Source organism: Bradyrhizobium sp. HKCCYLS2038 (assembly GCF_051167655.1).
In the GTDB taxonomy this organism is placed as follows: Bacteria; Pseudomonadota; Alphaproteobacteria; order Rhizobiales; family Xanthobacteraceae; genus Bradyrhizobium.
In genome coordinates this window covers 115,142-141,266 of the sequence record NZ_JBNPTM010000007.1, presented here as the reverse complement: position 1 = coordinate 141,266, position 26,125 = coordinate 115,142, and the positions used below count along the sequence as shown (strand labels likewise).

18 protein-coding genes are annotated in these 26,125 nt (G+C 66.5%); 8 read left to right on the top strand and 10 right to left on the bottom strand.

The genetic code is table 11. The annotated features are described in order from the left end of the window. Positions 1 to 474: 474 nt before the first annotated feature. The gene (locus tag ACQR1I_RS28235) at positions 475 to 1,743 is read left to right on the top strand and encodes a TadE/TadG family type IV pilus assembly protein (protein ID WP_434868593.1); all 1,269 of its coding nucleotides are present in this window, start codon (positions 475 to 477) and stop codon (positions 1,741 to 1,743) included. A gap of 9 nt (positions 1,744 to 1,752) precedes the next feature. Here ACQR1I_RS28235 and mdoH read toward each other — a convergent pair whose 3' ends face one another. Next, positions 1,753 to 3,882 (bottom strand): glucans biosynthesis glucosyltransferase MdoH, encoded by a 2,130-nt coding sequence (mdoH, locus tag ACQR1I_RS28230; protein WP_434868592.1) that lies wholly within the window; start codon positions 3,880 to 3,882, stop codon positions 1,753 to 1,755. Beyond that, positions 3,870 to 5,372 (bottom strand): glucan biosynthesis protein G, encoded by a 1,503-nt coding sequence (locus ACQR1I_RS28225; RefSeq protein ID WP_434868591.1) that lies wholly within the window; start codon positions 5,370 to 5,372, stop codon positions 3,870 to 3,872. Before ACQR1I_RS28225 ends, mdoH begins: the two co-directional genes overlap by 13 nt. Positions 5,373 to 5,914: 542 nt before the next feature. Between ACQR1I_RS28225 and arsA the strand changes: the two genes are divergently transcribed. Then, complete coding sequence (arsA, locus tag ACQR1I_RS28220; protein ID WP_434868590.1) at positions 5,915 to 7,678, top strand: arsenical pump-driving ATPase; 1,764 nt, start codon at positions 5,915 to 5,917, stop codon at positions 7,676 to 7,678. Between the two features lie 986 nt (positions 7,679 to 8,664). Here arsA and ACQR1I_RS28215 read toward each other — a convergent pair. Continuing rightward, positions 8,665 to 10,110 (bottom strand): helix-turn-helix domain-containing protein, encoded by a 1,446-nt coding sequence (locus ACQR1I_RS28215; protein ID WP_434868589.1) that lies wholly within the window; start codon positions 10,108 to 10,110, stop codon positions 8,665 to 8,667. A gap of 186 nt (positions 10,111 to 10,296) precedes the next feature. Between ACQR1I_RS28215 and ACQR1I_RS28210 the strand changes: the two genes are divergently transcribed. Further along, on the top strand, positions 10,297 to 10,503 hold the full coding sequence (locus tag ACQR1I_RS28210; RefSeq protein ID WP_006612464.1) for a DUF4170 domain-containing protein: 207 nt from the start codon (positions 10,297 to 10,299) through the stop codon (positions 10,501 to 10,503). A 254-nt stretch (positions 10,504 to 10,757) separates the two neighbouring features. Next, positions 10,758 to 11,312 carry a hypothetical protein gene (locus tag ACQR1I_RS28205; RefSeq protein WP_434868588.1) on the top strand — a complete coding sequence of 185 codons (555 nt, stop codon included), beginning with the start codon at positions 10,758 to 10,760 and terminating at the stop codon, positions 11,310 to 11,312. Positions 11,313 to 11,373: 61 nt separating this feature from the next. On the opposite strand, the gene ACQR1I_RS28200 is transcribed toward ACQR1I_RS28205, so the two are convergent. Then, on the bottom strand, positions 11,374 to 12,258 hold the full coding sequence (locus ACQR1I_RS28200; protein WP_434868587.1) for a metallophosphoesterase family protein: 885 nt from the start codon (positions 12,256 to 12,258) through the stop codon (positions 11,374 to 11,376). 126 nt (positions 12,259 to 12,384) lie between these two features. Between ACQR1I_RS28200 and ACQR1I_RS28195 the strand changes: the two genes are divergently transcribed. The 4 genes from ACQR1I_RS28195 to ACQR1I_RS28180 all read left to right on the top strand — a co-directional run bounded on the left by ACQR1I_RS28195 (position 12,385) and on the right by ACQR1I_RS28180 (position 15,799). After that, positions 12,385 to 12,906: an NUDIX domain-containing protein gene (locus tag ACQR1I_RS28195; protein WP_434868586.1), complete on the top strand. Its 522-nt coding sequence runs from the start codon at positions 12,385 to 12,387 to the stop codon at positions 12,904 to 12,906. 49 nt (positions 12,907 to 12,955) lie between these two features. Continuing rightward, positions 12,956 to 13,888 carry a glycosyltransferase family 2 protein gene (locus ACQR1I_RS28190; RefSeq protein ID WP_434868585.1) on the top strand — a complete coding sequence of 311 codons (933 nt, stop codon included), beginning with the start codon at positions 12,956 to 12,958 and terminating at the stop codon, positions 13,886 to 13,888. 106 nt (positions 13,889 to 13,994) lie between these two features. Further along, a complete protein-coding gene (locus tag ACQR1I_RS28185) occupies positions 13,995 to 15,167 on the top strand; it encodes a M20 aminoacylase family protein (protein WP_434868584.1) in 1,173 nt (390 codons plus the stop codon). 119 nt (positions 15,168 to 15,286) lie between these two features. Next, positions 15,287 to 15,799 carry a GNAT family N-acetyltransferase gene (locus ACQR1I_RS28180; protein WP_434868583.1) on the top strand — a complete coding sequence of 171 codons (513 nt, stop codon included), beginning with the start codon at positions 15,287 to 15,289 and terminating at the stop codon, positions 15,797 to 15,799. A 136-nt stretch (positions 15,800 to 15,935) separates the two neighbouring features. On the opposite strand, the gene ACQR1I_RS28175 is transcribed toward ACQR1I_RS28180, so the two are convergent. The 6 genes from ACQR1I_RS28175 to ACQR1I_RS28150 form a co-directional block, all read right to left on the bottom strand. Next, on the bottom strand, positions 15,936 to 18,260 hold the full coding sequence (locus ACQR1I_RS28175; protein WP_434868582.1) for a TonB-dependent receptor: 2,325 nt from the start codon (positions 18,258 to 18,260) through the stop codon (positions 15,936 to 15,938). Between the two features lie 159 nt (positions 18,261 to 18,419). Continuing rightward, positions 18,420 to 18,788, bottom strand: a complete 369-nt coding sequence (locus tag ACQR1I_RS28170; RefSeq protein WP_434868581.1) for a DUF2946 family protein — start codon at positions 18,786 to 18,788, stop codon at positions 18,420 to 18,422. A 176-nt stretch (positions 18,789 to 18,964) separates the two neighbouring features. Next, positions 18,965 to 21,028 (bottom strand): hypothetical protein, encoded by a 2,064-nt coding sequence (locus ACQR1I_RS28165; protein ID WP_434868580.1) that lies wholly within the window; start codon positions 21,026 to 21,028, stop codon positions 18,965 to 18,967. A gap of 145 nt (positions 21,029 to 21,173) precedes the next feature. Continuing rightward, the gene (locus tag ACQR1I_RS28160; protein ID WP_434868579.1) at positions 21,174 to 23,996 is read right to left on the bottom strand and encodes a DUF4159 domain-containing protein; all 2,823 of its coding nucleotides are present in this window, start codon (positions 23,994 to 23,996) and stop codon (positions 21,174 to 21,176) included. Beyond that, positions 23,993 to 24,949 (bottom strand): DUF58 domain-containing protein, encoded by a 957-nt coding sequence (locus ACQR1I_RS28155; RefSeq protein WP_434868578.1) that lies wholly within the window; start codon positions 24,947 to 24,949, stop codon positions 23,993 to 23,995. The genes ACQR1I_RS28160 and ACQR1I_RS28155 overlap by 4 nt, the downstream gene beginning before the upstream one ends. Further along, positions 24,949 to 25,947, bottom strand: coding sequence for an AAA family ATPase (locus ACQR1I_RS28150; RefSeq protein ID WP_434868577.1), 999 nt, complete (start codon positions 25,945 to 25,947; stop codon positions 24,949 to 24,951). Before ACQR1I_RS28150 ends, ACQR1I_RS28155 begins: the two co-directional genes overlap by 1 nt. Between the last annotated feature and the right edge of the window lie 178 nt (positions 25,948 to 26,125).

The window sequence follows — 26,125 nt, the reverse complement described above, 5'->3', positions numbered from 1 at the left end:
TTTGCAATCGGGGCCCGGATCGCACCTGCGGACCGGAGAATTGCCGGCGTGACGAAAACGTCCTGTCCCGGCGCCAGCAAAAATCCGAAAAACAGTAAATTGTGTGTCGTGATCCGCACGCACGTCGTGGTTCGCCGGAGCAGCCGCAGGTAAAGTCGTGATCGTCCCGGCCACCGGGGCCCTCGATGCGGCCACTTCCGAGAGGGTGATCCGGAGTTCCAATCCCGCTTCGTGGCACCATGATACACGCAGAGCGCGCCTGCAGCGGCGATTTGCTGCTGCGGCGGTATCATGGCGCGGACACCATGACTAAGCGTAGACTAACAGCGTCGGCGAAGCGGCGTGAACCCGTCGTAACCGAATTTCGGCAGTCGCGTCAGCTTGAATGAAAGGGATCATCCGCAACCTCGTGTGCAAATCAGAACTCATCTGTTGGAGCAGGAAGTGCGGTCCGGACGTCGATACCTTGATCTCATGTCGCGATTTCGCCGCGACGAGCGTGGTAATATCGCCATCATCTTCACGCTGGCCTTGCTGCCGATCGTCACCTTCGTCGGTTCCGCCATCGACTACTCGATGGCGGTGCGCGCCAAGGCCAAGCTGTCCGCATCGATCGACTCCGCGCTGCTGGCGGCCACCGGGTACACCGCGATGCGCGGTAGTACTGAGGACGCCAAGACGGCGGCAACCGACATGTTCAACGGCCAGATGTCGGCGCATCATCTGGCCTCGGCCTCGCTGAACATCGAGATCAGCGACAGCGTCAGTGCGCGAACCGTGACCGGCAGCGCGACGGCCGCCGTCAAGACCTCGTTCATGTCCATGTTCGGCTATCCAAACATCACGGTATCCGCCTCATCGTCGGCGTCGGCGTCGTTCCCGACCTATATGGACTTCTATGTTCTGCTCGACAACTCGCCGTCGCAGGGCCTCGGCGCAACGACGGCTGACATGACCACGCTGCAGAACGCGACCTCCGACAAATGCGCCTTCGCCTGCCACGACACCTACACGTCGAGCTCCAAGAAGACGCTGCAGACCAACAGCTACTATGACAAGGCCAAGAAGCTCGGCGTGACTATGCGGATCGACGTGGTCCGGTCGGCGACCCAGTCGCTGACGGACACCGCGAACACCAGCCAGATCGTCAGCAACCAGTACCGCATGGCGGTCTACAGCATGGGCAGCGACTGCGGCTCGCTCGGTCTGACGACCGTCGCCAGCCTGTCGTCGAGCATGTCCTCGGTCAAATCCTCGGTCAGCTCGCTCGACCTGATGACGATCCCCTACAGCGGCTACAACAACGACATGTGCACCGATTTCGACGGCACCATGTCGGCCATGAACGGCGTCATCCCGACGCAGGGCGACGGCTCGTCGTCGAAGCCGCAGAAGTGGCTGTTCTTCGTTTCCGACGGTGTCGCCGACTATTCCTACCCGACGACGTGCAGCAAGACGACGGTCTCCGGTGGCCGCTGCCAGGAGCCGCTGAACACGGCGACCTGCGACACGTTGAAGGCGCGCGGCGTCAAGATCGCGGTGCTCTACACCACCTACCTCGCGATCACCAACAACAGCTGGTACACGACCTACATCGCGCCATGGCGGTCCTCCATCGGAGACATCATGAAGTCTTGCGCCAGCCCGGGCTACTACTACGAGGCCGATTCGAGCGGCAGCATCGGCTCGGCGTTGACCGCGCTGTTCCAGCAGGCCATCGCTTCGGCGCATCTGACAAAGTAGAGCGAAGCTCTAATCCGGCAGAGCAGCCAGTTGCTGCAGCGTCGTGCCGTCATTGAGCACCGCGAGCGTCTCGCGGCGGGACAGGAAGCCGCGTGCCTGCGCGAACGTGCCGGCCTCGGCGATCCGCGCTCTCGCGGTCGCAAGCTCGACATCGATATCGCCCGGCTCGCGCCGTCTCCGCGTCGGCAACGCTGCGAGGTGCTGGCGGCGAAGCTCGTGGTTCTGCCGCAGCTCGGCCAGCGCCGATTTGCGGTCGGGCGGCTGCGCGTCGGCAAGCGCGCGGGCCCGGACCAGGACCGGCGGTGGGGCGACGTCCTCTGGCGTCGTAAACACGTGCGCGCCGCGCCCGCGGGCAGCCGTGAGCAGCCCGATCGGGATGGCCAGCACCAGTCCGGCGATCACCGGCGACATCCACGCCAGCAACGGCAGCGAGACGGCGGTGGCGCTGGCCGCCATGACGACTCCGCAGAGGGTCGGCAACGCGAATTTGCGGACGATCTCCTGCCGGCTGACGCCGCCATCGCTGCGCCGCTGCACCTGCCAGCCGGCATCGCGGCCGAGCAGGATCTCGATCACGGCCAACGACTGGAAGATCATCATCGACGGTGCGATCAGCGCCGACAGCAGCGTTTCGGTCAGCACCGCTGCGCATAACCTGAATCCGCCACCGAAGCCGCGCCGCCTAGCCGACGCGACCAAGGCCGCGAGGCAGGCCAGCAGCTTCGGCACCATCAGCAAGCCGATGGTGGCGCCGAACACCTGGGCCGCGAGCACCGGATCCTGAGCCGGCCAGGACGGAAACAGCGCGAAACCTTTTGGAAAATATTCCGGCCGGACGAAGTTGGCCTGCAGCGAGATCAGGATGCCGAGCACCAGGAAGGCGAGCCACAGCGGCGCGGTGACATAGGCGCCGATGCCGATCAACAAATGCAGCCGCGACACCCAGTGCAGGCCGCGCGCCGGCAGCACCGCGAGATGCTGCAGATTGCCCTGGCACCAGCGGCGGTCGCGCGCGGCATAGTCGATCAGCGACGGCGGCACCTCCTCGTAGCTGCCGCCGAGGTTCACGGTCATGTAGATGCCCCAGCCGGCGCGGCGCATCAGCGCGGCTTCGATGAAGTCGTGGCTGAGGATGTGGCCGCCGAACGGTTTTCGCCCGGATAGCTCGGGCAGGGCGGCGTCCTGGGCGAAGGCCGCGACGCGAATGATCGCGTTGTGGCCCCAATAATTGCCTTCGGCGCCGTACCACCAGGCATTGCCGGCCGCGATGATCGGTCCGTATAGCCGCCCGGCAAACTGCTGCAGCCTTGCGAACAGGCTGCCGCCATTTACGATCACCGGAAGCGTCTGGATCAGCGCGGCCTGCGGCGCCTGCTCCATGGCATGGGCCAGTCGCACCACCGTCGCGCCGCTCATCAGGCTGTCGGCATCGAGGATGATCATGTGCGCGTAGCCCGCGCCGAAGCGCCGGACCCATTCGGCGATGTTGCCGGACTTGCGCGCGACATTGTCGGCGCGGTGCCGGTAGTACACCCGGCTGGTGTTGCAGGCCTGGCGCAGCGCCAGAAAGGCCGCTTCCTCGCCGATCCAGATATCGGGATCGGTGGTGTCGCTGAGCAGGAACCAGTCGAACTGCTCGCCCTGGCCGGTCTCCGCGATCGACTCGATCATCGCCCGCAGCCGCACCATCACCGCGTCCGGATCCTCATTGTAGGTCGGCAGCAGCATGGCCGTGCGGGTCGACAGCGCCGGCAGCGGACCGTCGACATCGATCGGAATAGTCTCCCGCGGCCGCAGCAGCATCACGCCGAACCCCGCCAGCGCGGTGACGAAGGCGAACGAGATCCAGGCGAGCAGGATCGAGAACAGCGCGAGCACCATGCCTTCCAGCACGGTCACGCCGCCGACCTCGACGACCTCGTACATCTTGATGGCGCCGGCCAGCGTCAGCACGGCCGTGCCGGTCAGAATGAGGCCGCGGCGAAGTGCGATCGTCGCACCGCTACGGACCGCGCCGCTGCGAGACGCGGGTTGGGACAGTGGCGAGGGCACCATCTCGCGCGGGGCTTCCGCCGGGAGGAAGGTCGAGGCGACTCCGTCCTGCGGCTCGCGCTTCAGTCTGGCGCTCACGGCGTCCATCGATAGATCCATGTCTCCGAGACCAGCTTGTCGCTTGCGAACAATTCGGCTCGCAGTTCAACAGACGTGTCCTTGGCGGCGCATTGAAAGCTCAGCCGCCATCCGCCGGTTTCGGGATTGGGCTGAGCGACCACGTTGCTGACATCAGTCTTCTCGGCGTTGACCACGGCCTTGACCGTCGCCGGATCGAGTCCCTTGAGAGCGTCACCCGCGAGCTCGAGCACGAACAATCGTCCTTCGCCCATCGCGGCCACACCGGTGCGGGTGAAGCGCGCCAAGGCGTGCGGCTTCGGCATGTCCGGGCCCCAATGCAGGCGATAGGTCATGTTGTGCTCGCCCTTGGCGGCGAGCGGCGTCTTCGGCCGCCAGAAGGCTGCGATGTTGTCGTGGATCTCTTCCCGGGTGGGGATCTCGAACAGCACCACGGCGCCTTCGCCCCAGTCGCCGATCGGCTCGATCCACAGGCTGGGACGCCGCTCGAAATGCGACTCCAGATCCTGATAGGCGACGAATTGCCGCTCGCGCTGCATCAGGCCGAAGCCGCGCGGGTTGAGATCGTTGAAGACGCTGACCTGCAGGTCGCGCGGATTGCTGAGCGGGCGCCAGATCTGCTCCCCCTTGCCGTTGAACATCGCAAGCCCGTCGGAATCGTGAACCGCGGGCCTGAAGTCGTCGTTGTCGCTGCGGTCGTTCGGGCCGAACAGGAACATGCTGGTCATCGGCGCCAGCCCGCCATGGCCGATCTCGACGCGCGGATACAGCGACGCCTCGACGTCGAACACGGTGGTCTCGCCGGGGCGGATGGTGAAGCGGTACGAGCCGGCCGCGCTCTTGCTGTCGAGCAGCGCATGCACGACCATCGCGGTGGCGCCGGCGACCGGCTTCTCCAGCCAGAACGCCTTGAAGACCGGAAACTCCTCGCCCTTGGCTTCGCCGGTGTCGATCGACAGCCCGCGCGCCGACAGCCCGTAGATCTCGCCCTTGGACACCGCGCGAAAATAGCTCGCGCCGAGGAAGACGCAGACCTCGTCAAAATAGTCGGGGCGGTTCATAGGCGTATGGATACGAAAACCGGCGAAGCCGAGATCGGCGGCCGGAAAGGCCGGCACCTGCGGGCCGAACGCGAAGTCTTCGGGACGATAGGGCACCGGCTTGGCCTGGCCGTCCGCGACCTCGTAGATGTCGACACGATCCTTGTAGATGAAGCCGCGATGAAAGAACTGCGCCTGGAATGGCAGCTTCTCGTCGCGCCACAGCGCATGCTCCGGCAGGAACCGGATCGAGCGGTAGGCATCGTAGTTGAGCTTGGCCAGCGCATCCGGCAGCTTGTCGTCCGGCGCTGCATACGGCTTGGCCGCGAGCGCGCGCGCGAGATCGCGCACCGTGGCCGCGCTGAACGGCTGCGCCGCCGGCGCGGCCGATGCGCTCCGCACCAAGGACGCCGCGACCGGGATCGCAGCCGCAGATTGAATGAACTGACGGCGATTCAACTTATTCTCGCTTTGCTGAATGGAACTGCGAAGCAACCATTCAGGCGCCCAGCGGTTCCATCGGAAGTAAGGGCCGCCGCGGCTTTGCAGTTCCGTGACTCGTGAATGCGCCCGACGATCCCCCTCCGATGCGTGCGGATCATGTCGGCGCCTTTCTGAACGCAACGTGAGCGACGGTCGTGCGTGATGAAGATAGGAGCGAGCAGTCGATATCCGACCGACTCCTGCTGACCATGCAGCGGCTTGCACCAGGCGTAGCGGTTCCGGAGCCATCGGCCTGTGCAGATTGTCGCAGGCGTGAGCGCTGCCCCAAGACGATGCTTGATCCATCGCAACGAGAAGTCGGGCGAGATATCTACGACTGATGTGGCTGCCGCAACCAATCTGAATCGGAGAGGGAGGTGGTTGATGACCCGCCACGACGTCGAAATCGGCGCGGCTCGCCCGTCAGCTCCATGATCACACGAGTGAACGCCGGCGGCAAACAGCTCCCGACACCCGCTCCGTGGTGCCGCACATAATCAGGCGTGGGATGGATTCAAATGCTTCGCTTTCGCGCGCTGGATGCTCCGACGCCATTTCTCTTTTTCACCGGCAAGGGCGGCGTGGGCAAGACCTCGCTCGCCTGTGCGACCGCCCTGGCTCTCGCGGATCGCGGCCTGCGTGTCCTACTAGTCAGTACCGATCCTGCGTCGAATCTCGACGAGATGCTGGAAGTTGAGCTCACCGACAGCCCGGTGCCGGTGCCGACCGCGCCGGGTCTATCTGCGATGAACATCGACCCTGAGGCCGCAGCTGAGAGCTATCGGGCGCGCGTGCTTGAACAGCTCGAGCCCACGGTGACTGATCAGGAGCGGTCGACTATACGCGAGCAGCTTTCGGGCGCTTGCACCACCGAGATTGCCGCGTTCGACGAGTTCGTCGGATTGCTGGACGGCGACAGGGCGGGCTACGACCACATCATCTTCGATACCGCCCCCACCGGCCACACCTTGCGGCTTCTCAGCCTGCCGAAGGCATGGACCGGCTTCCTGAAGGATAACGACCGGGGCGCGTCCTGCCTCGGCCCACATTCCGGCCTCAAGATGCAGGAGGATCGCTTTCGACAAGCGCTGCAGGCGCTCGGCGATCCCAGGCGGACAACTGTGGTCCTGGTCACCCGCGCCGACCGCAGCGCGATCCGGGAGGCGGCGAGAACGTCGCGTGAGCTCGACGCCCTCAATCTCTCCAACCAGATCCTGGCGGTAAACGGACGCTTTCACGCGAGCGACCCTGGCGATGCGGTCGCGGTTGCGCTCGAGCGGGATCAGGACGAGGCTCTCGCCGCGATGCCGGAGTCGCTGCGGAAGCTGCCGCGAGACGAAATCCCGTTGTTGGGATTCGATATCGTGGGTCTTGCGGCGCTCCGGGCGGTGTTGTCGTTGTCTAATCCACGGCCGTCGACCGGTGACCAAATCGTTCTGCCAGTCGACCTGCAGGGTCTCGACCGCCTGGTCGATGACATTGCTCACGGCAACAGCGGTCTCATCATGGTCATGGGCAAGGGCGGGGTGGGAAAGACGACGGTTGCTGCCGCTATCGCTGTCGGCCTTGCGAAACGCGGCCATCCCGTGCACCTGAGCACCACCGATCCGGCGGCCCACGTCGCGGATGTCGTCGACGGCGCGATCCCCGGGCTGACAGTGGACCGGATCGATCCGCAGCGTGAGACCGAGCGCTATATTGCGAAAATCATGGCGAGCCGTGGCCGCAGCCTGGACGAGCAAAGCAAGGCGCTGCTGCTGGAGGATCTGGCTTCACCCTGCACGGAGGAAGTCGCCGTCTTCCATGCGTTCTCGCATGTGGTTGCGGAGGCCCGGAGCGCGTTCGTGGTGCTCGATACGGCGCCAACTGGTCATAGCCTGCTTCTGCTCGATGCCACCGGGGCGTATCATCGCCAGATGACGAGCCAATTGGCGCCGAGCGGCCCCGGCCGTCTGATTACGCCGCTGATGCGGCTGCAAGACTCCGGCTACACGCGGGTGATCCTGGTGACGCTGCCGGAAACGACGCCCGTCTCTGAAGCGGCAGCTCTCCAGGAGGACTTGCGGCGCGCTGATATCGAGCCGTTCGGCTGGGTTATCAACAAATGCCTGGTCGCGTCCGGAACGCGCGATCCGCTGCTCCAGGCGCGGATTGCGCGGGAGCGGACGCAGATCGCTCGTGTCCAGGCGGGACTGTCCAAGCGCGCCTTCATCATGGGTTGGCGAAGCAGGCCTCCGGTCGGCATAGAGGAGCTTGAGGCGTTATCGACATCGCGTCCGTAATCGCGTTCGGCGTGAGCGCGACCCGGTCTCTCCCGTAACCGGATCACGTCCCTCGTAGCCCGTCGCAGCAAATCGCGCGGTGAGGGGAGCGAGACTGTTGCAGTCGTCGCGACGAGCGCCTTCCATGGTGGGAATATCGCTCTGCCCGTCGGGCAAATCGGCCGGGCGGTTCTGGTCGATTTTCGGGGCGCGCGGCCGCTCGCAGCCTGTCGAGCGGTCAATCGGACGTGTGCCAATGGACTGATTTGGCCAGCCATTTCAGAGGGATCACTGCTGTCCAGTCCGATCAGCAAAAATATTGTTGTTTCCATTTTTCAGAATTCGATGTTCACTCCGTCCGTCCCGCCTCGATCTGAGGGGCGTATCGCGGTCGTCACGAGCGTGGGGGTGGGATGCGATGGGCGTGCCGGGCTGCAGCGCGAGCGATCGTGCGGACGAACAGCTCGGTGCGCACGGTCAAGCCGTGTGGTCCTGATCTCCCGGTGCTGAGATCAAGTTCGCGCCGACGATGGCGCTGATGACAGGGTCAAGTCAGCCGGTCCCTGGGGAGAGCACGGAGTAAGCCGTAAAGCCATTGCGCAGGGAAGGCCGGGATGTCCCAGCCGAACCTGTGGTTCCTGCCCCGTGCATTTCTTTCGCACGGGGGCCATGGGGGCGGCGAGCTCCCGGTCTTCCCTGCGCCCTCTGTGTTGAAGGGGGCGGACGATCAGCAAAGCTCGGGCGCGATGCGCGCCGCGAGAGGGTGATCTCATGTCTCTCCACGTCATTGCGAGCGCAAGCGAAGCAATCCAGGGCTCCGCACACGACTCTGGATTGCTTCGCTTCGCTCGCAATGACGTGGAGAGAGTTGTGCCACAAACTCGGTGTCATTCCGGGGCGCGCGATAGCGCGAGCCCGGAATCCATTGGGCCGCTCGCAATGTCGATGAATGGATTCCGGGCTCGCGCTGCGCGCGCCCCGGAATGACGGAGGAGAGAGCTTTGGCCTCACAACTCCCGTGCATTGCTGAACGCGAACGAGCTGACGCGCCGCGTCGTCTCGTCCAGGATCAGCGTGCGTGTGATCGGCGGTTCGGCGCGCTGGGCGCAGTTTTCGCGTTCGCAGAGCCGGCAGTTGACGCCGATCGGGGTGCCCTCGGTTTTCTCCAGGTCCATGCCGGCGGCATAGACGAGGCGCGCAGCGTGGCGGATCTCGCAACCGAGGCCGATGGCGAAGCGCGGCTGCGGCAGCGGGTGCGGCGCCACCGGCCGGCGCACCATCTGGGCGATGGAAAAATAGCGCGAGCCGTCGGGCAGCTCGATGATCTGTTTCAGCAGGCGGTCCGGCGTGTCGAAGGTGGAGTGCACGTTCCACAGCGGACAGGTGCCGCCGAACTTGGAGAACGGGAACGTGCCCGAGGAGAATCGCTTGGAGACGTTGCCGGCATTGTCGACGCGCAGCATGAAGAACGGAATGCCGCGCGCGTTCGGCCGCGACAGGGTGGTGAGGCGGTGGCAGACCTGCTCAAAGCCGGTGCTGAAGCGCTGCGCCAGCACGTTGATGTCGTAGCTCAGCGCCTCTGCGGCGGCGAGGAACGGCGCGTAGGGCATCATTACGGAGGCCGCGTAGTAGCTCGCCAGCGTCATGCGATAGAGCCGGCGCGAGGTGTCGTCGAGCGCGCCGGCGCGGCCGATGATGATCTCGAACTGCGACAGGCATTCCGCCATGCCGAGCTGGACGGCGAGCTGGAAGGTGCGGCCGGGGCCGTCGATCAGCTCGGAGATCAGCAACTGGCGCCGATGGCGATCATAACGCCGCAACGTCTCGCGCATCACGTCGACCGGCATCACCCGTGTCTGCACCGAATGCTTTTCGCGCAAGCGCGCGGCGAGCGCCGCGTAGAGCCCTTCGGCCGGCACGTCGAGCGCGTCGCGCAGGGCTTCCGCCTGCTGCTCGAGCTCGGGGAAGTAGTTGCGGTTGGCCTCGATCAGGTCGCGCACCCGCTCGATCGGGTTGGCCTCGAAATGGCCGCCGGCATTGCGGTCCGCCATCTGCGCCGCCACCAGGGTCTCGCCGCGCCGCGCTTCGGCATAGGCGGCATACAACCGCTGCAGCGCGTGAGTGACGCCGGGGCAGAGTTCGGCGAGGTCGCGCAGCTCCTGCTTGGGCAGCTCGATCTGGCGGAACAGCGGATCGGAGAAGATCTCGTTGAGCTCGGCAAAGAAGCGGTCCTCGTCGGCCGTGGCGAGGTCGCGCAGATCGAGGTCATAGACCTCGGCCAGCCGCAGCAGGATCTGGGCCGAGACCGGGCGCTGGTTGCGCTCGATCAGGTTGACGTAGCTTGGCGAGATGCCGAGGCCCTCGGCGAGCTGGGTCTGCGACAGGCCCAGTTGCTGGCGGATGCGGCGGAAGCGCGGGCCGACGAACAGCTTCTTTCCGGATTCACCGGGCATGACGACCCTCTCGGCCTGCGGATTTGTGACATTTTTTACAAAATGACATTTATGACAAGTGATGATGTTACATGACATCACCATTCGAAAACAAGGCCTCTATACGAAGCTGCCGGTTTCGCGTTTATCTCTGGTCACGCAAATCGCAATGCACTGTCAAAGTTGTGACGGTTGAAGGAGGGTCTCATGACCAGCAATTTCTGGGTGATCGGCGGCGAGTTCGGCTCGATGAACTTCCACAAGCTGGTGGAAGGTTCGGCCCAGGTGAAGGGTCCGTTCAAGTCGCGCAAGGAAGCCGAGGATTGCTGGCGCGAGGTCTCCGAGGAGAACCGCCACAAGGCCGGCGTCCGCTTCTCGATCGTCGAGGAGCCGCAGCGCGCGCCGGCGGCCTGATCGCCGCCTGGGAATGCATTGCCGGGTATTTGAATAAGCTCGAGGAAGAGCCCAAGGACGGGGCGGTCTCAGCCGGGTCACACCGGAGGAGGCCGCCCACGTCCGTTATGGCGTTGCCTGCTCGATACGGGTGGTTACGGCAGCGTGCGTATAACCCATTGAAGATGAAAGAGGTTTGCGGAATACTGGGTTACTGCTAGGTTAACGCGGTGGAAACCTGGCAGAACCAGGGCCAAAACGTGAAAGCGTCAGCGATGTCCGAGGCCCCCGACAGCGTCTCCGAAACTCGTCCCGTGCGGCTGCGCGAAGCGCTGCGCCAGGCCCGGATCGAGGCCGCAGACCGAACGGGCGTCGTGGTCGATCTGCGCGACGCCGAAGTGGCCCGGCTCGAGATTCTCAATGACGCGCTGGATGCGCTGTTCAACGAGATCCCCGGCCAGATCGACCTGTTCGATCGCGGCATCAGCCAGGGCGAGACGCCGCGGCTGTGGATCGACGTCGTCGCGCATGTCGTGATGGGGCGCGACAAGCGGCAGTACCGCTTCGTCCAGGACACCCGCAACGGCCGCATCGTGCTCGCCGAGTCGCACGACATCAGTGCGATCGTGAAGGCCGTGACCGACTATGTCGCCCGCCGCATGGTCGAGCGCGAGCGCGCCTTCAGCGTGACGCACATGCAGGCGCTTCCGGCCGACGACAAGCCGCGGCAGCGCAGCCGCGTGTGGCCGTTCGTGCTCGGCTTCGTGCTCGGCGCGCTGTCGCTGTTTGCCGTAGCGGTCTACGAGAGCCTGAAGCCGATCACGTTCTGAAGCATGATCCGGAAAAGTGGGCACCGGTTTTCCGAAAGGATCATGCGCAAACAAGAGGCGGTCAGAGCAGGCGGATCTGGCGGATCTCGCGCACGCGCATGGCGTCGTTGACGGAGCGCACCGTCATGTCGCAGCGCCAGTGGTTGCCGTCGCGGGTGACGGCGAAGATGTTGTAGGCGGCGGCCGGATAATGGCCGTGCGCGAGCGAAGAGGCGGAGGGCACCCCGACGACGGGAATCTGGCGATCGGGACCGTCGATCCAGATGGTCGAATGCACGTGGTCATGGCCGTGCAGGACCAGCTCGACGCCATGGCGGCCGAGCAGGGCGATGAGATCCTTGGCGTCGGTGAGCCGCTTCATGCGATTGGCCGAGCGCAGCGGATGATGCACCAGCAGCACGCGAAACAGCTGCTCGCGGGCGAGCGTCTCGAGCAATTGCTCCAGCGCTGCGAGTTGCGCGCTGCCAATCCGGCCGGTCGCCATGAACGGCGCCGAGGGCACCGCCGAGGACAGGCTGATCAGCGCCAGCGGCCCGCGCCGGCGCAGCGAGGGGAACGTGGCGGGACTGGCGGCGTCGCCGCCGAAATAGTCGGCAAAGCTCTCGGCGAAGCGCAGCCGGGTCGAGCGCACATAGGCGTCGTGATTGCCGGGGATCGCGGTGACCTTGTCGGGCGGCCCGACCGTACTGAGCCAGGCCTGGGCCAGCGGGAATTCCGACTTCAGCGCGAAATTCACCAGATCACCGGTCACGGCGATCTGGTCCGGCATCTGCGCCTGCAGATCGGAGATCAGCAGATCGAGGATGTCGCGGCGATGATATTTGTAGCGGTTGCGCGTCCAGTTGAGATAGCCCAGCGCCCGCTTGCCGGCGAGCTCGGACAGCCGCGGCCGATGCAGCGGGGCGAGGTGCGGGTCGGACAGATGGGCGAGCGTGAACGCGGCCATCACGCCTCGCGATGCCCATGGCGGATGAAGGCGCGCCCTGATGTCATGTCATGCTATCCCCACGCTGCTCGGCTCTCATGGCAAGCCCGGCGGACAAGCGCAAGAACATCTGGGACGGCGGAATTGATGACGACAGACCTCAGCAGGTTGCGGATCCGGTTCGAACCGGTGCTCCGGCGCGGCTTCCATTTGTACTGGCGCTTCGCCCGCGGCATGACGCTGGGCGTCCGCGGCGTGGTGCTGGATGCCGACAACCGCGTGTTCCTGGTCCGGCATGGCTACGTCTCCGGCTGGCACCTGCCGGGCGGCGGCGTCGAGGTCGGCGAGACCTTCCTGCAGGCGCTGACGCGGGAGCTGTTCGAGGAGGGGCGGATCGCGCTCTCCGGCGAGCCGGAGCTGCACGGCATCTTCCTCAACAGCCACGTGTCGCCGCGCGACCACGTCGCCGTGTTCGTTATCAAGGGGTTTACGCAGGACCGGCCGCCGGAGCCGAACCACGAGATCGTCGAGACCGGGTTTTTTGCCCGCGATGCGCTGCCGGAGGGAACCACGCTCGGCACGCTGTCGCGCCTGCGCGAGGTGCTAGACGGCGTTAAGATCATTCCCACCTGGCGCCCGGAAACGCGCGTGTCCACCGGATCATTATGAATTTTTGCACCCAAAGGCGGCAGTCTCCCGCCCCTGGGGAGATGGATCAATGAGTTCACCATCGATGCGGGTCGCCGTGCTGGTGCCCTGCTACAATGAGGAGGCGGCGGTGGCCGCCGTTATCAGGGACTTCAAGCAGGCGCTGCCGGCGGCGACTGTTTATGTCTACGACAACAATTCGAAGGATCGCACCATCGAGGTCGCGCGCGCCGCCGGCGCCGAGGTGCGCAGCGAGCGGCGGCAGGGCAAGGGTCATGTCGTCCGGCGCATGTTCGCCGACATCGATGCCGACATCTACGTGCTGGTCGATGGCGATGCGACCTATGACGCACCGAGCGCGCCTGGAATGATCGAGCGGCTCGTGGCCGAGCGGCTCGACATGGTGGTGGGCCTGCGGGTCGACCAGGAGCAGGCCGCCTATCGCATGGGCCATCGCACCGGCAACTGGATGCTGACGAGCTTTTTGGCCGAGGTATTTGGCCAGGCGTTCAAGGACATCCTCTCCGGCTACCGCGTATTCTCGCGCCGCTTCGTCAAATCCTTCCCCGTCCTCTCCGACGGCTTCGAGATCGAGACCGAGCTCACGGTGCATGCGCTGGAACTGGCGCTGCCGGTGGCCGAGGTCGCGACGCCGTATTATGCGCGGCCCGAAGGCTCGGTCTCCAAGCTCAACACCTGGCGCGACGGATTTCGCATTCTCGGCACGATCCTGAAACTGTACCGCTCGGAGAAGCCGCTGCGGTTCTTCACGGCGATCGGCATCTTCCTCGCGCTGGTCGCGATCGGCTTCGCCATTCCGATCTTCGTCACCTACATCGAGACCGGGCTGGTGCCGCGGCTGCCGACCGCGGTGCTGTCGATGGGCCTGATGATCATGGCGCTGCTGTCGGCCTCCTCGGGCCTGGTGCTCGATACCGTGACGCGGGGCCGGCGCGAGATGAAGCTGCTGGCCTATCTGTCGCAATCACCGGTGGGAGGCTGATGCTGGGATTGCGAGGGGGCGATTGCGGGACCGAAGCTTGTGTCCGCCGGCCATTCCGGCCATGGTTCAGGCTGGTCACGATTATCAAACGAGAACACCGCCTCCCATGCCCATTCTGAACAGCATCGCCGCGCTCACCGACGACATGGCCGCCTGGCGCCACGATCTCCACGAGCATCCGGAGCTGATGTACGAGGTGCACCGCACCGCCGGCATCGTGGCCGACCGCTTGCGCGAGTTCGGCTGTGACGAGGTGGTGACGGGCATCGGACGTACCGGCGTGGTCGGCGTCATTCGTGGTCGCCAGACGAACTCCGGCCGCGTCATCGGCCTGCGCGCCGACATGGATGCGCTGCCGATCGAGGAGGCCTCGGGCGTGCCCTATGCCTCGAAGACGCCGGGGCTGATGCATGCCTGCGGCCATGACGGCCATACCGCGATGCTGCTCGGCGCCGCCAAGCATCTCGCCGACACCCGCAATTTCGACGGCACCGCGATCGTGATCTTTCAGCCGGCCGAGGAGGGCGGCGCCGGCGGCAAGGCGATGGTCGACGATGGACTGATGACGCGCTGGGGCATCCAGGAGGTCTATGGCCTGCACAACGCGCCGGGTGTGCCCGAGGGCGTTTTCGCGCTGCGGCCGGGCCCGATGCTCGCCTCGTCCGACCAGCTCGAGATCACCGTGCACGGCAAGGGCGGCCATGCCGGCGCCGGCGTGCACAAGGCGGTCGACAGCGTTCTGATCGCCGCGCACATCATCACCGCGCTGCAGTCGATCGTGTCGCGCAATGTCGATCCGATCAAATCGGCGGTGATCTCGATCTGCATGGTCGAGGCCGGCAAGGCGATGAACGTCATCCCGGAGACGGTCGAGCTAAAGGGCACCGTGCGCACGCTCGATGCCGAGGTGCAGGACCTGGTCGAGCGCCGCATCGCCGAGGTGGCCGACGGCATCGCGCGGACCTATGGCGGCACGGCGACGACGAAGTACACGCGGCTCTATCCGATCACGATGAACCATGCGCGCGAGACCGGCGTCGCCGCCGATGTCGCCCGCGACGTGGTCGGCGCCGAGCGCGTCGTCGACAACGCGCCGCCGCTGATGGGCGCGGAAGATTTCGCCTTCATGCTGCAGGCCCGCCCGGGCGCCTTCGTTTTCCTGGGCATGGGCGACGGCAAGGACTGCCATCACCCGGCCTATCGCTTTAACGACAACATTCTCGGCCACGGCGCGTCCTATTGGGTGCGGCTGGTCGAGAAGACGATGCCGGCGGCCTAGCTCCGTCCGGAACTCCGCGTCCGGTCCATTTTCGCCGCCATGACGACGCAATTGGCCGGCGCGGCGCTGCCGAACGGCCATGGACCACGCCGCTCCCAAATGCTATCTCGCCACCTCACATGAGTGACCTTTCCATTACGATCTCAGCCGAGAAGCCGGGCGATGCCCAGGCGATCGAGCGGCTGCATGAGCGCACCTTCGGGCCCGGCCGTTTCGTGCTGAGCGCCTACCGGCTGCGCGAGCACGTCGATCATCTGCTGCCGCTGTCGTTCACGGCGCATATAGGCACGTTGCTGGTGGGCTCGGTGCGGCAGCTGCCGATCTGCGTCGGCGACACCAAGGCGCTGATGCTCGGGCCGCTGACCGTCGAGCCGCCGTTCCGCAAGCACGGCATTGGCCGCATGCTGATGGAGCGCTCGATCGCCGATGCGCGGACGCAAGGGCACCGCTTCATCCTGCTGGTCGGCGATGCCGCCTACTACACCCGCGTCGGCTTCAAGCCGGTGCCGAAGGGCAGGGCGATCATGCCGGGCCCGGTCGACTACAATCGCCTGCTGGTGAACGAACTGGTCGAGGGCGCGTTCGAAGGCGTCGAGGGCGCGATCCGGCCGGATTGGGACTACGCGCGCTGACGTCTCCGTCATTGCGAGCGAAGCGAAGCAATCCGGAGTCCCAGCGGAGCTCTGGATTGCTTCGTCGCTTCGCTCCTCGCAATGACGAAGGAGGGGGGGCGCAGGTCGATCGTCTCTGCGCCCGCCGAGCTCCGAATCAAAACTTCAGATTGGCGAAGATCCGCACGCCGATGCCGGGCAGCAGCACCTCGTCCTTGGTGTAGGACACGGAGTTGCGGATCTTCTCGTTGAGCAGATTGTTGCCGACCAGCCCGACCAGCATCTCGCGCGCGCCGAACATGTTGGGATCGAGCTTGGTGCGGTAGCTGACCTCTGCCTTGAGGAGATTGTACCCCGGGGTCGGCGTCTCCGCGATGGGCGCGATGTCGTTCTGCGCGAAGGCGTGCAGCAGGTTGATGCGGGTCAGCCAGTTGGCGTCGCGCCAGAACAGGCCGCCGCCGACGCGCATCGGTGGAATGCGCGGCACGTTGGTGCCGTCGGGGAAGGTGGCGCGGACGACATCGAACTGGTTCTCGATACCCCAGATGCCGCTGCCGAGCGCAGCGACATCGTACTGGCTCTGGAACTCGAAGCCGCGGAACAGTGCGTTGCGCTGCGAATAGACCGCCTGGTTCAGCTCAGTCCCGGTGGTGCCGCAGGACGCGAAATCCCCATCGCACAGCACGCCGGTCAGCCGGCGATAGATGAAATTGCTGAACTGCGTGTAGAAGGCGGTTGCCTCGAAGCGGAACGGGCCGGTGGCCTTGCGCAAGCCCACCTCGACCGTCTTGGCCGTCTCGAGCGTTAGGTTCGGGTTGCCGATGTCGAAGGTTGCCGTCGCGTCATGGCCACCGCGCGAGAACAGCTCGGCCGGCTTCGGGGCGCGCTCGACATATTGCGCGGTCACGCTCGCTACGAGATCGCCGGGCAGATTCTGCAACAGTCCGACGCTCGCGCTCTTCGGCGTGTACGATGGATTGCGCGCGATGTTGGCCTGCGGCGTGCCGTTCGGGAGATAGTCGGCCGGGAAGTTCGGCGTCGAGCCGTCGAGCGAGACGTGCTCGATGCGGCCCGCGATTTGCGCCTTGGTCGACGGCGAGAAGGCGAGCTCGTTGAAGACATAGCCGGCGATGCGGTTGTTGGTGTTGGGGCCGAACAGGCCGTTGAACACCGAGCCGGGATTGTCAGGACTCGGCGCGTTCAGCTCCTGATGGCCCGCCTGCACGCCATAGGCGGTCGTCAGCGTTGCGAAACGCAGATTGACCGGCATCATCTGCATTTCGACGCGCGCTTCCTGCTCGCGGTTGGTGAAGGTCTGCCGCACGCCGTCGGTAGTTGGATCGGCAGGATCGGCAAGGCCGATCTCGTTGTGGCGGTAGTCGGTCGCGCCGGCCCAGAACCTGATGGTGTCGATCGCCGCGGAGTCCGGTCGATACTCACCCTTTGCGGTGATCTTGGTCTGGTGCGCGTCGATCCGGGTCCGGCTGTCGGCGCCGTCGATGCCGGGGATGTGGTAGAGCGCATCGGTCTGCGTGATCGCAGCCCCGATGAAGCCGCCAGAGAAGAAGTAGCTGCCGCCGAGCGAGACGCCGTCGTTCTGCACGGCCGAGTTCGGCTGCCGGCCGTTCACCGATCGCGTCTGATCGAACAGATAGGGATAGCCGGGGATCGAATAGTCGCCGGTCTTGCGGCCATAGGCGTCGGCGTGAACGGCAAAGTTGCCGCCGCCGGCATCGAGCAGCACGCCGCCCTCGACGCCGCGATCGACCGAGCTGAAGGACGTCCGCGTCTCCGCGGTGACGCAAGGCGCCGCGCCTGCGGCCGGCGCGCTCGCGGGCAGGCCATAGGTCTGGAACGGCGCGGTCGAGCAGGTCGGCAATGCGCTTGGAATGCGGTTGTTGGTGGCGCTGACGACGCCGCCGATCGAGGTCGACCCATAGCGCAGCGCCGCCGGGCCTCGCACGACCTCGACCTGGTCGCTGGTGAGCGGATCGATCGGGACGAAATGGTCCTCGCCAAGGTCCGAGGCGCCGCCGCCGCCGATGCCGTTCTCGACGATGCCGACGCGATTGACGTCGAGGCCGCGGATGATCGGCCGGCTCGACGCGCCCGGCGCGAAGCTCGATCCGGTGATGCCGGGCTTCGAATTCAGGAGGTCGCCGAGGGTGGCCGCGCCGGAGCGACGAATCTCCTCGTTCGGCACGACCGTGACGGTCGCGAACTGATCCGTCACGACGGGCAGCACGCCCTGCTGCGGAGCTGGCGGTGCCGCCTGGGCCTCGCGCACAGGCGCTGGCGCGCGGGGCCCGCCTCGGGCGGTGCGGGCCGTGGGATTGGGGCGCGGCACGACCGGCTTGCGGGCCCGGATCGGGCTCGGCGCTGTCACGTTGACCTCGGGCAGCTCGGTCACCGGCTTCGGATCATCGGCGCGCGCCGACGTTCCAATCATGCACAACAAGGCTGCGGCGCTGCAGCCCGACATCAAAGCTCTCGCGAACATCATTCAATTCCTGATCCAGATCAGGCGTCCCACGCGCTTCCTTGCGGGCGGGATGCGCCTGCCGTCGCTTTGCGACGGACCAAGCTTGCAAGCTGACGCCGTGCGCGTGAGCGCAACGGTCGCAGCGTGGAGTGGTCGAGATCAGGCGATCGGAGGAGCACGCGGCTGGAACGCGGGCGCGATGAGCGCGGCCGTGACGTAGGCCGTGAGCGCATCGGGTAGACGGGATGCGACCGTTTGAGGTGGAGTGAGAACCGGTGGCGGCGACAGCAGGATCGCCTGCGCCATCGCCATCACGGCACAGATGGCGCAGCCGTCGGGCGATGGTTGCTGATCGCGGTCCTGGTCGGCCGGAGTGGGGGCCGTATGGCGCTCGGCGACGGCGACACCGCCGCCCTGAGCCTGCCCGGCGATCCAATGAACATGGCCGAACGCGAGCGCGAACTGCAACAGCAGCGCGATCAGCGCCAGCCGCGAGCCCTGCTTGATGTTCGCGCGAAACCAGCTCATGGCCAGCTCTGGCTCATGTCGATTAGCCACCCCGTTCGGCTGAGAGGCTCAGCCGGTGTTACATTGTAACATCGCAAGCCGGCTGTGCAGCTGTCAATCGGTGCGCTGCAACGACCCGCGGAAAGCGGCTTGCTGTGCCCTTCGTGCCACGTCGCGCGAGCCCGCGTCCCTCGAAGTCAGCGCCCCTCGCGCACCCAGGTCGCAGCGAGCGCGCCGAGCAGCAGCAGCAGGCCGATCACACCGGCGAACATCGGCAGCACACCGACGCCCTTGACCACGCTGGCATCGCGCATACGCACGCCCATCCAGCCATCGCCGCTGAACAGCGTCGACGACTTGACCGGGACGATGCGCGGCATGTCGAGGCCGGATCCGTCGGCGATGCGGCGGGCGTCGCCGCCGGTGGCCTGCGCCAGCGGCTTTAGGGTTTCCGTGGTCGAGGTGACCTCGGAGAATTCCTTCGGATTGGTCGGGCCGACATTGATCAGCGCCTTCAAGGTGCCGTCGGTGGCTTGCCACAGTCCGAGCTCGCTGGCTGGCAAGGTCGCGCGCCATTCGCCGGGGTCGCCCTGGGCAAGGGTGAGCTCGCGCGTCTGGCCCGACGGCGAAGTCACGGTCACCGGCGGCACGGTGTCGCCCATGGTCTGTCTGATAACGGCAAGGTCCTTGCCCTGGATCTGCAGCCGCAGCGCTTCCTCGTCCAAATCAGGCTGCTGCATCAGCCAATGCGACATGCGCCGGAGCAGATCGAGATGCGGGCCGCCGCCTTCGTAGCCACGCGCCCACAGCCAGATGTGATCGGACAGCAGCAGCGCGACGCGGCCGGCGCCGAAGCGCGACAGCAGCAGCAGCGGCTTGCCGTCGGCGCCGGTCATCACCGGCGGGCTGACGGCGTTGCGGGTTTCGACGGTGCGGAAGAAGCGGCTCCAGTGCGGCGGCTCCGATGCCGAGCCTTCGAGCCCGCGCGTGACCGGATGGCGTTTACCGGCGTCGGACAGGTGCGCATAGAACGGCTTCTCGGTGACGCCGACGGGCTCGGCGGGCAGCACGGAGTCGAGCGGCGTGCGCCAGATGCTGGTGTTCGACGCGTAGTCCGGTCCGGCCGAGACGAGCACCGCGCCGCCATTCCTGACGTAGCGCGCGATGTTGTCGAAATAGGCGATCGGCAACACGCCCTGGCGGGCGTAGCGATCGAAGATGATCAGCTGGAATTCGTTGATCTTCTGCTGGAACAGTTCGCGGGTCGGAAACGCGATCAGCGACAGCTCGTTGATCGGCGTGCCGTCCTGCTTCTCCGGCGGCCGCAGGATGGTGAAGTGGACGAGATCGATGCTGGCGTCCGACTTCAACAGGTTGCGCCAGGTGCGCTCGCCGGAATGCGGCTCGCCCGATACCAGTAGCACGCGCAGCTTGTCGCGCACGCCGTCGATCGAGACCACGGCGCGGTTGTTGACCAAGGTCAGCTCGTTGTCGAGCGGCGAGGCCTCGATCTCGACGATGTTCTGGCCTTCGTGCTTGATGTCGACGTCGATCTTGGCGGTCTGGCCGCTGGCCAGGCTGCGCTCGCTGATGACCTCGCCGTCGCGGCGGATCACGATCTTGGCGCTGACGCCGCTGATGCCCTGGTCGTCGAGCCGGTAATTGATCGTCTGCGGCTGGCCGACGATGCCGAAACGGGGCGCCGCGGTGATCGCGACGCGCCGGTCGATCTCGGCCTTCTGCCCGGTGATCAAGGCCTGCAGCGGCGCCTGGAAGCCGAGCGCGGCCATGTTGCCGGGGATGTCGTGCACGCGGCCATCGGTGATCAGGAAGGCGCCGGCGACGCGGTCGACCGGCACGTCCGAAAGCGCCGAGGTCAGGGCGCTGAACAGATGCGTGCCATCGGTCTCGCCGTCGGCCTGGCCGGCATCGACCACGCGCACCTCGAGTCCCTTGATCTTCCTCAGGCTGTTGACCAGCGCCTCTTGGGCTGCCTGGGTCTGTTTGTTGCGGTCGCCGAAATTCTGGCTCGGGCTCTTGTCGACGACGACGGCGGCGACCGAGGTCAGCGGCTCGCGGTCCTCGCGGGTGAATTGCGGGTTGGCGAGCGCCAGCGCGATGAGAGCTAGCGCCGTGACGCGGATCCAGGCCGAACGGGAACGGCCGAGCAGCAGCAGCGCGGCGATGACGGCGATCGCGGCGATCGCGAGCCACAGCACGATCGTCGGGACCAGAGGCGTGAACGCGATTCCGTAGTTCATGAGCCGGACCCGCAGTTGTCGTCATGCCCGGCCTTGTGCCGGGCATCCACGTCGTCCGGCATTCGTTGATGCACGTGGATGGCCGGGTCAAGCCCGGCCATGACGACCGTTGTTGTTGCGATATCGAGACCAACAATTCGCATCATCACTGCCCGAGCCGTTCGATCAGGGCCGGCGCGTGGACCTGGTCGGCCTTGTAGTTGCCGGTCAGTGTGTACATCACGATGTTGACGCCGGCGCGGAAGGCGAATTCGCGCTGGCGCGGCTCGCCCGGCACCATCGGCAGCATGGCCTGGCCGTCGGGGCGGATCGCCCAGGCGCCGGCGAGATCGTTGGACGTGATGATGATCGGCGACACGCCGTCGCCGCCGCGCGCGGGACGCGAGGCGCTGTCCTCGTCCTCGTCCTTCGGCAGCGCCTCGACCCAGGTCTGGCCGGCGGTGAAGCGGCCGGGGAAGTCGCGCAGCAGATAGAACGTCTTGGTCAGCACGTGCTCGCGCGGCACCGGCTCGAGCTCGGGCACGTCGAGCGACGACAGCAGGTCGCGCAGCGACTGCATGGCCGGCGTTTGCTGGGCGCCATTGTCGCCCGGCGGCGCCTCGACCGCGTCGCGGGTGTCGAAGATCACCGTGCCGCCCTGCTTCATATAGGCGTCGATCTTGTTGATCGCGTCCTGCGGCGGCTTCGGCGCGCCGGGCACGATCGGCCAGTAGATCAGCGGAAAGAACGCTAGCTCGTCATGCGCCGGATCGATGCCGACGGGATCGCCGGCTTCGAGCGCGGTGCGCTGTGCGAGAAACAAGGTCAACCCGGTCAGCCCGGCCTTGACGATGGAATCGACGTCGGCATTGCCGGTGACGACATAAGCGAGCCGCGTCTGCTGCACGGCGCGCATGGCGAAATCGTCGCTTGTCGCATCGGCGTGGGCGCTCGTCGGCATGGTGACGGACAGCAGGGCGGCGGTCGCAAGCACCGCGAACGCGAGCGCTGCAGCAGCTGGGCGCCGCCGCCGGATCAGCGAGGCCAGCACGCCGCCGAGCAGCGCCACGATGACGGCATCGATCAGGAACAGCAGCAGCGCGGTCGACAGCAGGATGCCCCGGAGATCACGCGGCTCTGCCGTGCTGTAGCTGGCCCGCTTGGCCCGCAATGCGGACGTGTCGAGCTGCAGAATGCGGTCGGCGGGGCTGAGCGTGTTCACTGCGGTGGGTCCCTCGGCAGGGCCGTAGAAGCCGGGTGGATGATCCAGGGAAGCCCTGTCGTTGAAGTCGGCCGGCAGCGGCTTGGCCGTCGAAGGCGGCGGTCCGAAGGCGCCGAAGCCATCGAGAATGTGCAGCGGCGCCAAGGTCGCCTTGGCGGTCTCGCCGGCAGGACCCGGTCCCGGCGTCGAGGTGTAGCCGGACATGTCGACGATGCGGCGGAGCATCTCGACCATCGCGCCGGACATCGGCAGATCCGACCAGCGCATGTCGGCGCTGACATGGAACAGCGCGATCAGGCCCTTGCCGCGATGCTCGCCGGTCACCAGCGGCGTGCCGTCCTCGAGCGAGGCCCAGCTCTTGGTCGCGAGCACCGCATCGGGTTCGGCGAGCACCTGGCGATTGACGGTGACGTCCTTCGGCACGCCGATGCCGGCGAACGGGCCGTCGGCGGCGAAGGTGGCGAGATGCTGCGGCTTCTCCCAGGTCAGGCTGCCGCCGAGCGTGCGGCCGCCGCGGCGCAGCTTCACCGGCACGAGGTCGTCGTCGCCCTGCGCGAGGCGCGGCCCGGCAAAGCGCACCAGCACGCCGCCATTCTCGATCCAGCCGTTGAGGCGGTCGCGCAATTCCGGCGACAGCGTCCCGACATCGGCCATCACGATCATCGGCACCTTCTGATCGAGGAACTGCGTGATGACCTGCTGCGGGGCGCCGCGGTCGCCGAGCCGGAGATCGGCGAAGGGCGAGAGGGCGCGCGTGAGATAGAAGGTCGGCGCGAGCAGCGGCTGCGCAGTGTCGCTGGTAGCGCCCGAAACGATGCCGACGGCGCGGCGGCGCCAGCGCTTGTCGAGCAGTTGCACGGCGCCGGCCGAGCGCTCGCCTGCGATCTCCAGCCGCGTGATGTCGTTGCGCAGCTCGACCGGCAGGTCGAAGCTCGCCTCGGCGTCATGCGCACCGGCGGCGAAGCTGAACGGCGCCTCGCCGAGCGGCGAGCCCTTGGCGTCGAGCGCGCGCACGATGCCGCCGGGCACCGAGAGATCGGCGCGCAGCACCTTCACCGTCATCTTGGCGGCGGCATTCTCGGCGCCGGCAAGCGCCAATGGCGACGTCGTGCCGCCCTCGAACACGGTCAGGCTGCGCTCGCCGATGGTTTTGGCAAGCCCAGAGACGAACTCGCTGCCGCGGCCGGGATCGACGCCGTCGGAGAACCAAAGGATTTCCGCATCGCCGGTCGCCTTCAGGAAACGGTCGAGCTGCGGCAGCGCGTCGGCGCGCTCGGTGGTGTAGGCCTTGGGCGCGATCTGGCGCAGCGCGACGCGCGCCGCGCCGGCGGGCATCAAGGTGAGGTCGCGCGTCGGCTCCGACAGCGGCACCAGCGCCACGCCGCGGCGGTCGGCGTCGGCATTCGCAATGATCTCGTCGGCGGCCTTGATGCGCGTCTCCCAGCTCGCGGCCGCGCTCCAGCTGTCGTCGAGCAGCATCACCAGCGGCGCCTTGCTGCCTGCGGCTTCGGTGCGCGGATTCCAGATAGGCCCGGCCGCAGCGAAGATCACCAGCGCCGCTGCGATCAGCCGCAACAGGGTCAGCCACCACGGCGAACGCGACGGCGTTTCCTCGCGGGGTGTGATGTCGAACAGCAGGCGAGTCGGCGGAAACTCGATGCGCCGCGGCCGCGGCGGCATCACCCGCAGCAGCCACCACAGCACCGGCAGGCTGAGCAGGCCGGCCAGCAGCAACGGTTCGGCAAAGGACAGCGGCAGACCCATCATGCGCGCGATCCTCCAACGCCTGCCCCGACCTTCACGCTGCCGCGTGCACCGATCTTGCTGGTCGTCATGCCAGCATGGAGAAACAGCAGCAGCTCGGCCGCCGAACGGCTGGTCGTGTGCGTCGTGAACAACCAGTCGAGCCTGCCGGTCTCGGCGCGGATCTGGTCGCGATGCAGGGCGACGCGCGCGACGTAGTCCTGCGCCCAGCTCTCGGCGCGTCCCGCGGTGATCACCTCGCCGCCTTCGGGCTCGACGAACTCGACGCGGCCGGAATAGGGGAAGGTCTCCTCGGCCGGATCGACCACCTGCACCATGGTGCCGTGCGCGCCCGATGCGGAGAGGCCGGCGAGCATGGTGCTGATCTCGGAGATCGGCGACCAGAAGTCGGACAGCACGACGATCTCGGCGAGCGCCGACGGCACGAAGGAGGGCGGCAGGCTCGGCCTGGCCGCCTCGTCATGCAGCATCGCCTGCGCGATGCGGTCGATGACGGTGCGGCTCGCCGTCGGATTGAGCAGGCCGGGAATGCCGACGCGCTCGCCGCCGGCGACCAGCAGCTCGGCCAATGCAAAGGTGACGATCAGCGCGCGCTCGAGCTTGCTGTCGCGCGCGCCCTTCGACGCGAAGGCCATCGACGGCGAACGGTCCGGCCAGATCCACACCGTGTGTGCGGCTTCCCACTCCTGCTCGCGAACGTAGAGATGATCGTCGCGCGCGGAGCGGCGCCAGTCGACGCGCTGCGACGGCTCGCCGGAGACGAAGCGGCGATATTGCCAGAAGCTTTCGCCGGAGCCGGCGCGACGGCGGCCGTGCAGGCCGTGGATCACGTTGGCGGCGATCTGGCGGGCTTCCAGCACGAGGCGCGGCAACGAGGAGGCAAGCGTCCGGCTTTCGCCATCGGCACGCCGTATCGCGAGGATCTCCTTGTCGGCGTGCCCTGATGCTGTCGCCATCAACCGATCCGGCTCTTCAGTTGCCGGATGACGTCCGGAATCGTGCGGCCCTCGGCGCGGGCAGGGAAGGTCAGCGCCATGCGGTGCTTGAGCACAGGCTCGGCGAGATCGAGCACGTCGTCGATCGACGGCGCGAGGCGGCCGTCGAGCAGCGCGCGGGCGCGCACCGCGAGCATCAGCGACTGGCTGGCGCGCGGACCCGGACCCCAGGCGATCAGCTTGCCGGCATCGCCGGCCTCCGGGCCCGGACGTGCCGAGCGCACCAGCGACAGGATCGCCTCGACCACGGAATCGCCGACCGGCAGCCGCCGCACCAGCCGCTGCGCGGCGATCAGCGCGTCAGCGGTCATCGCGCCCTTGGCGACGCTCTCCTCGGCGCCTGTGGTCTCGAACAGGATGCGGCGCTCGGCGTCTCGATCGGGGTAATCGACGTCGATCTCCATCAGGAAGCGGTCGAGTTGCGCCTCGGGCAACGGATAGGTTCCTTCCTGCTCCAGCGGGTTCTGGGTCGCGAGCACGTGGAAGGGCTTGGGAAGATCGTGGCGCGCGCCTGCAACGGTGATGTGCTGTTCCTGCATGGCTTGCAGCAGCGCCGACTGCGTGCGCGGGCTGGCGCGGTTGATCTCGTCGGCCATCAGGAGCTGCGCGAACACGGGGCCGGCGATGAAGCGGAACGAGCGCTTGCCGACCGTGCTTTCGTCGAGCACCTCGGCGCCGAGAATGTCCGACGGCATCAGGTCGGGCGTGAACTGCACGCGCTTGGCGTCGAGGCCGAGCGTGACGCCGAGCGTTTCGACCAGCTTGGTCTTGGCGAGACCGGGGACGCCGATCAGCAGCGCGTGGCCGCCCGACAGGATCGTTACCAGCGTGTTTTCCACCACGCGGTCCTGGCCGAAGATGACGCCGGAGATCGCCTCCTTGGCCGCGCGGATCTGACCGGAGACCTGTTCGGCCGATCGGACGATCGCATCCTCGAGCTTCTCGGCACTCTCAGCCATTCCCGTCGCTCCTTCTGCCCCGCATCGTCGGCATTCCTGCCGACGTTCCGCTCCAGTTTGCCCGGACGCGGATGCCAATCTATGCGAAGGCGCTGTATTCGTTGAGTTAAACTATCCCCATATTATCGGCATTCCGGGGTATTGACGGCATCACGTTATGGCGACCTTACATCCAGTG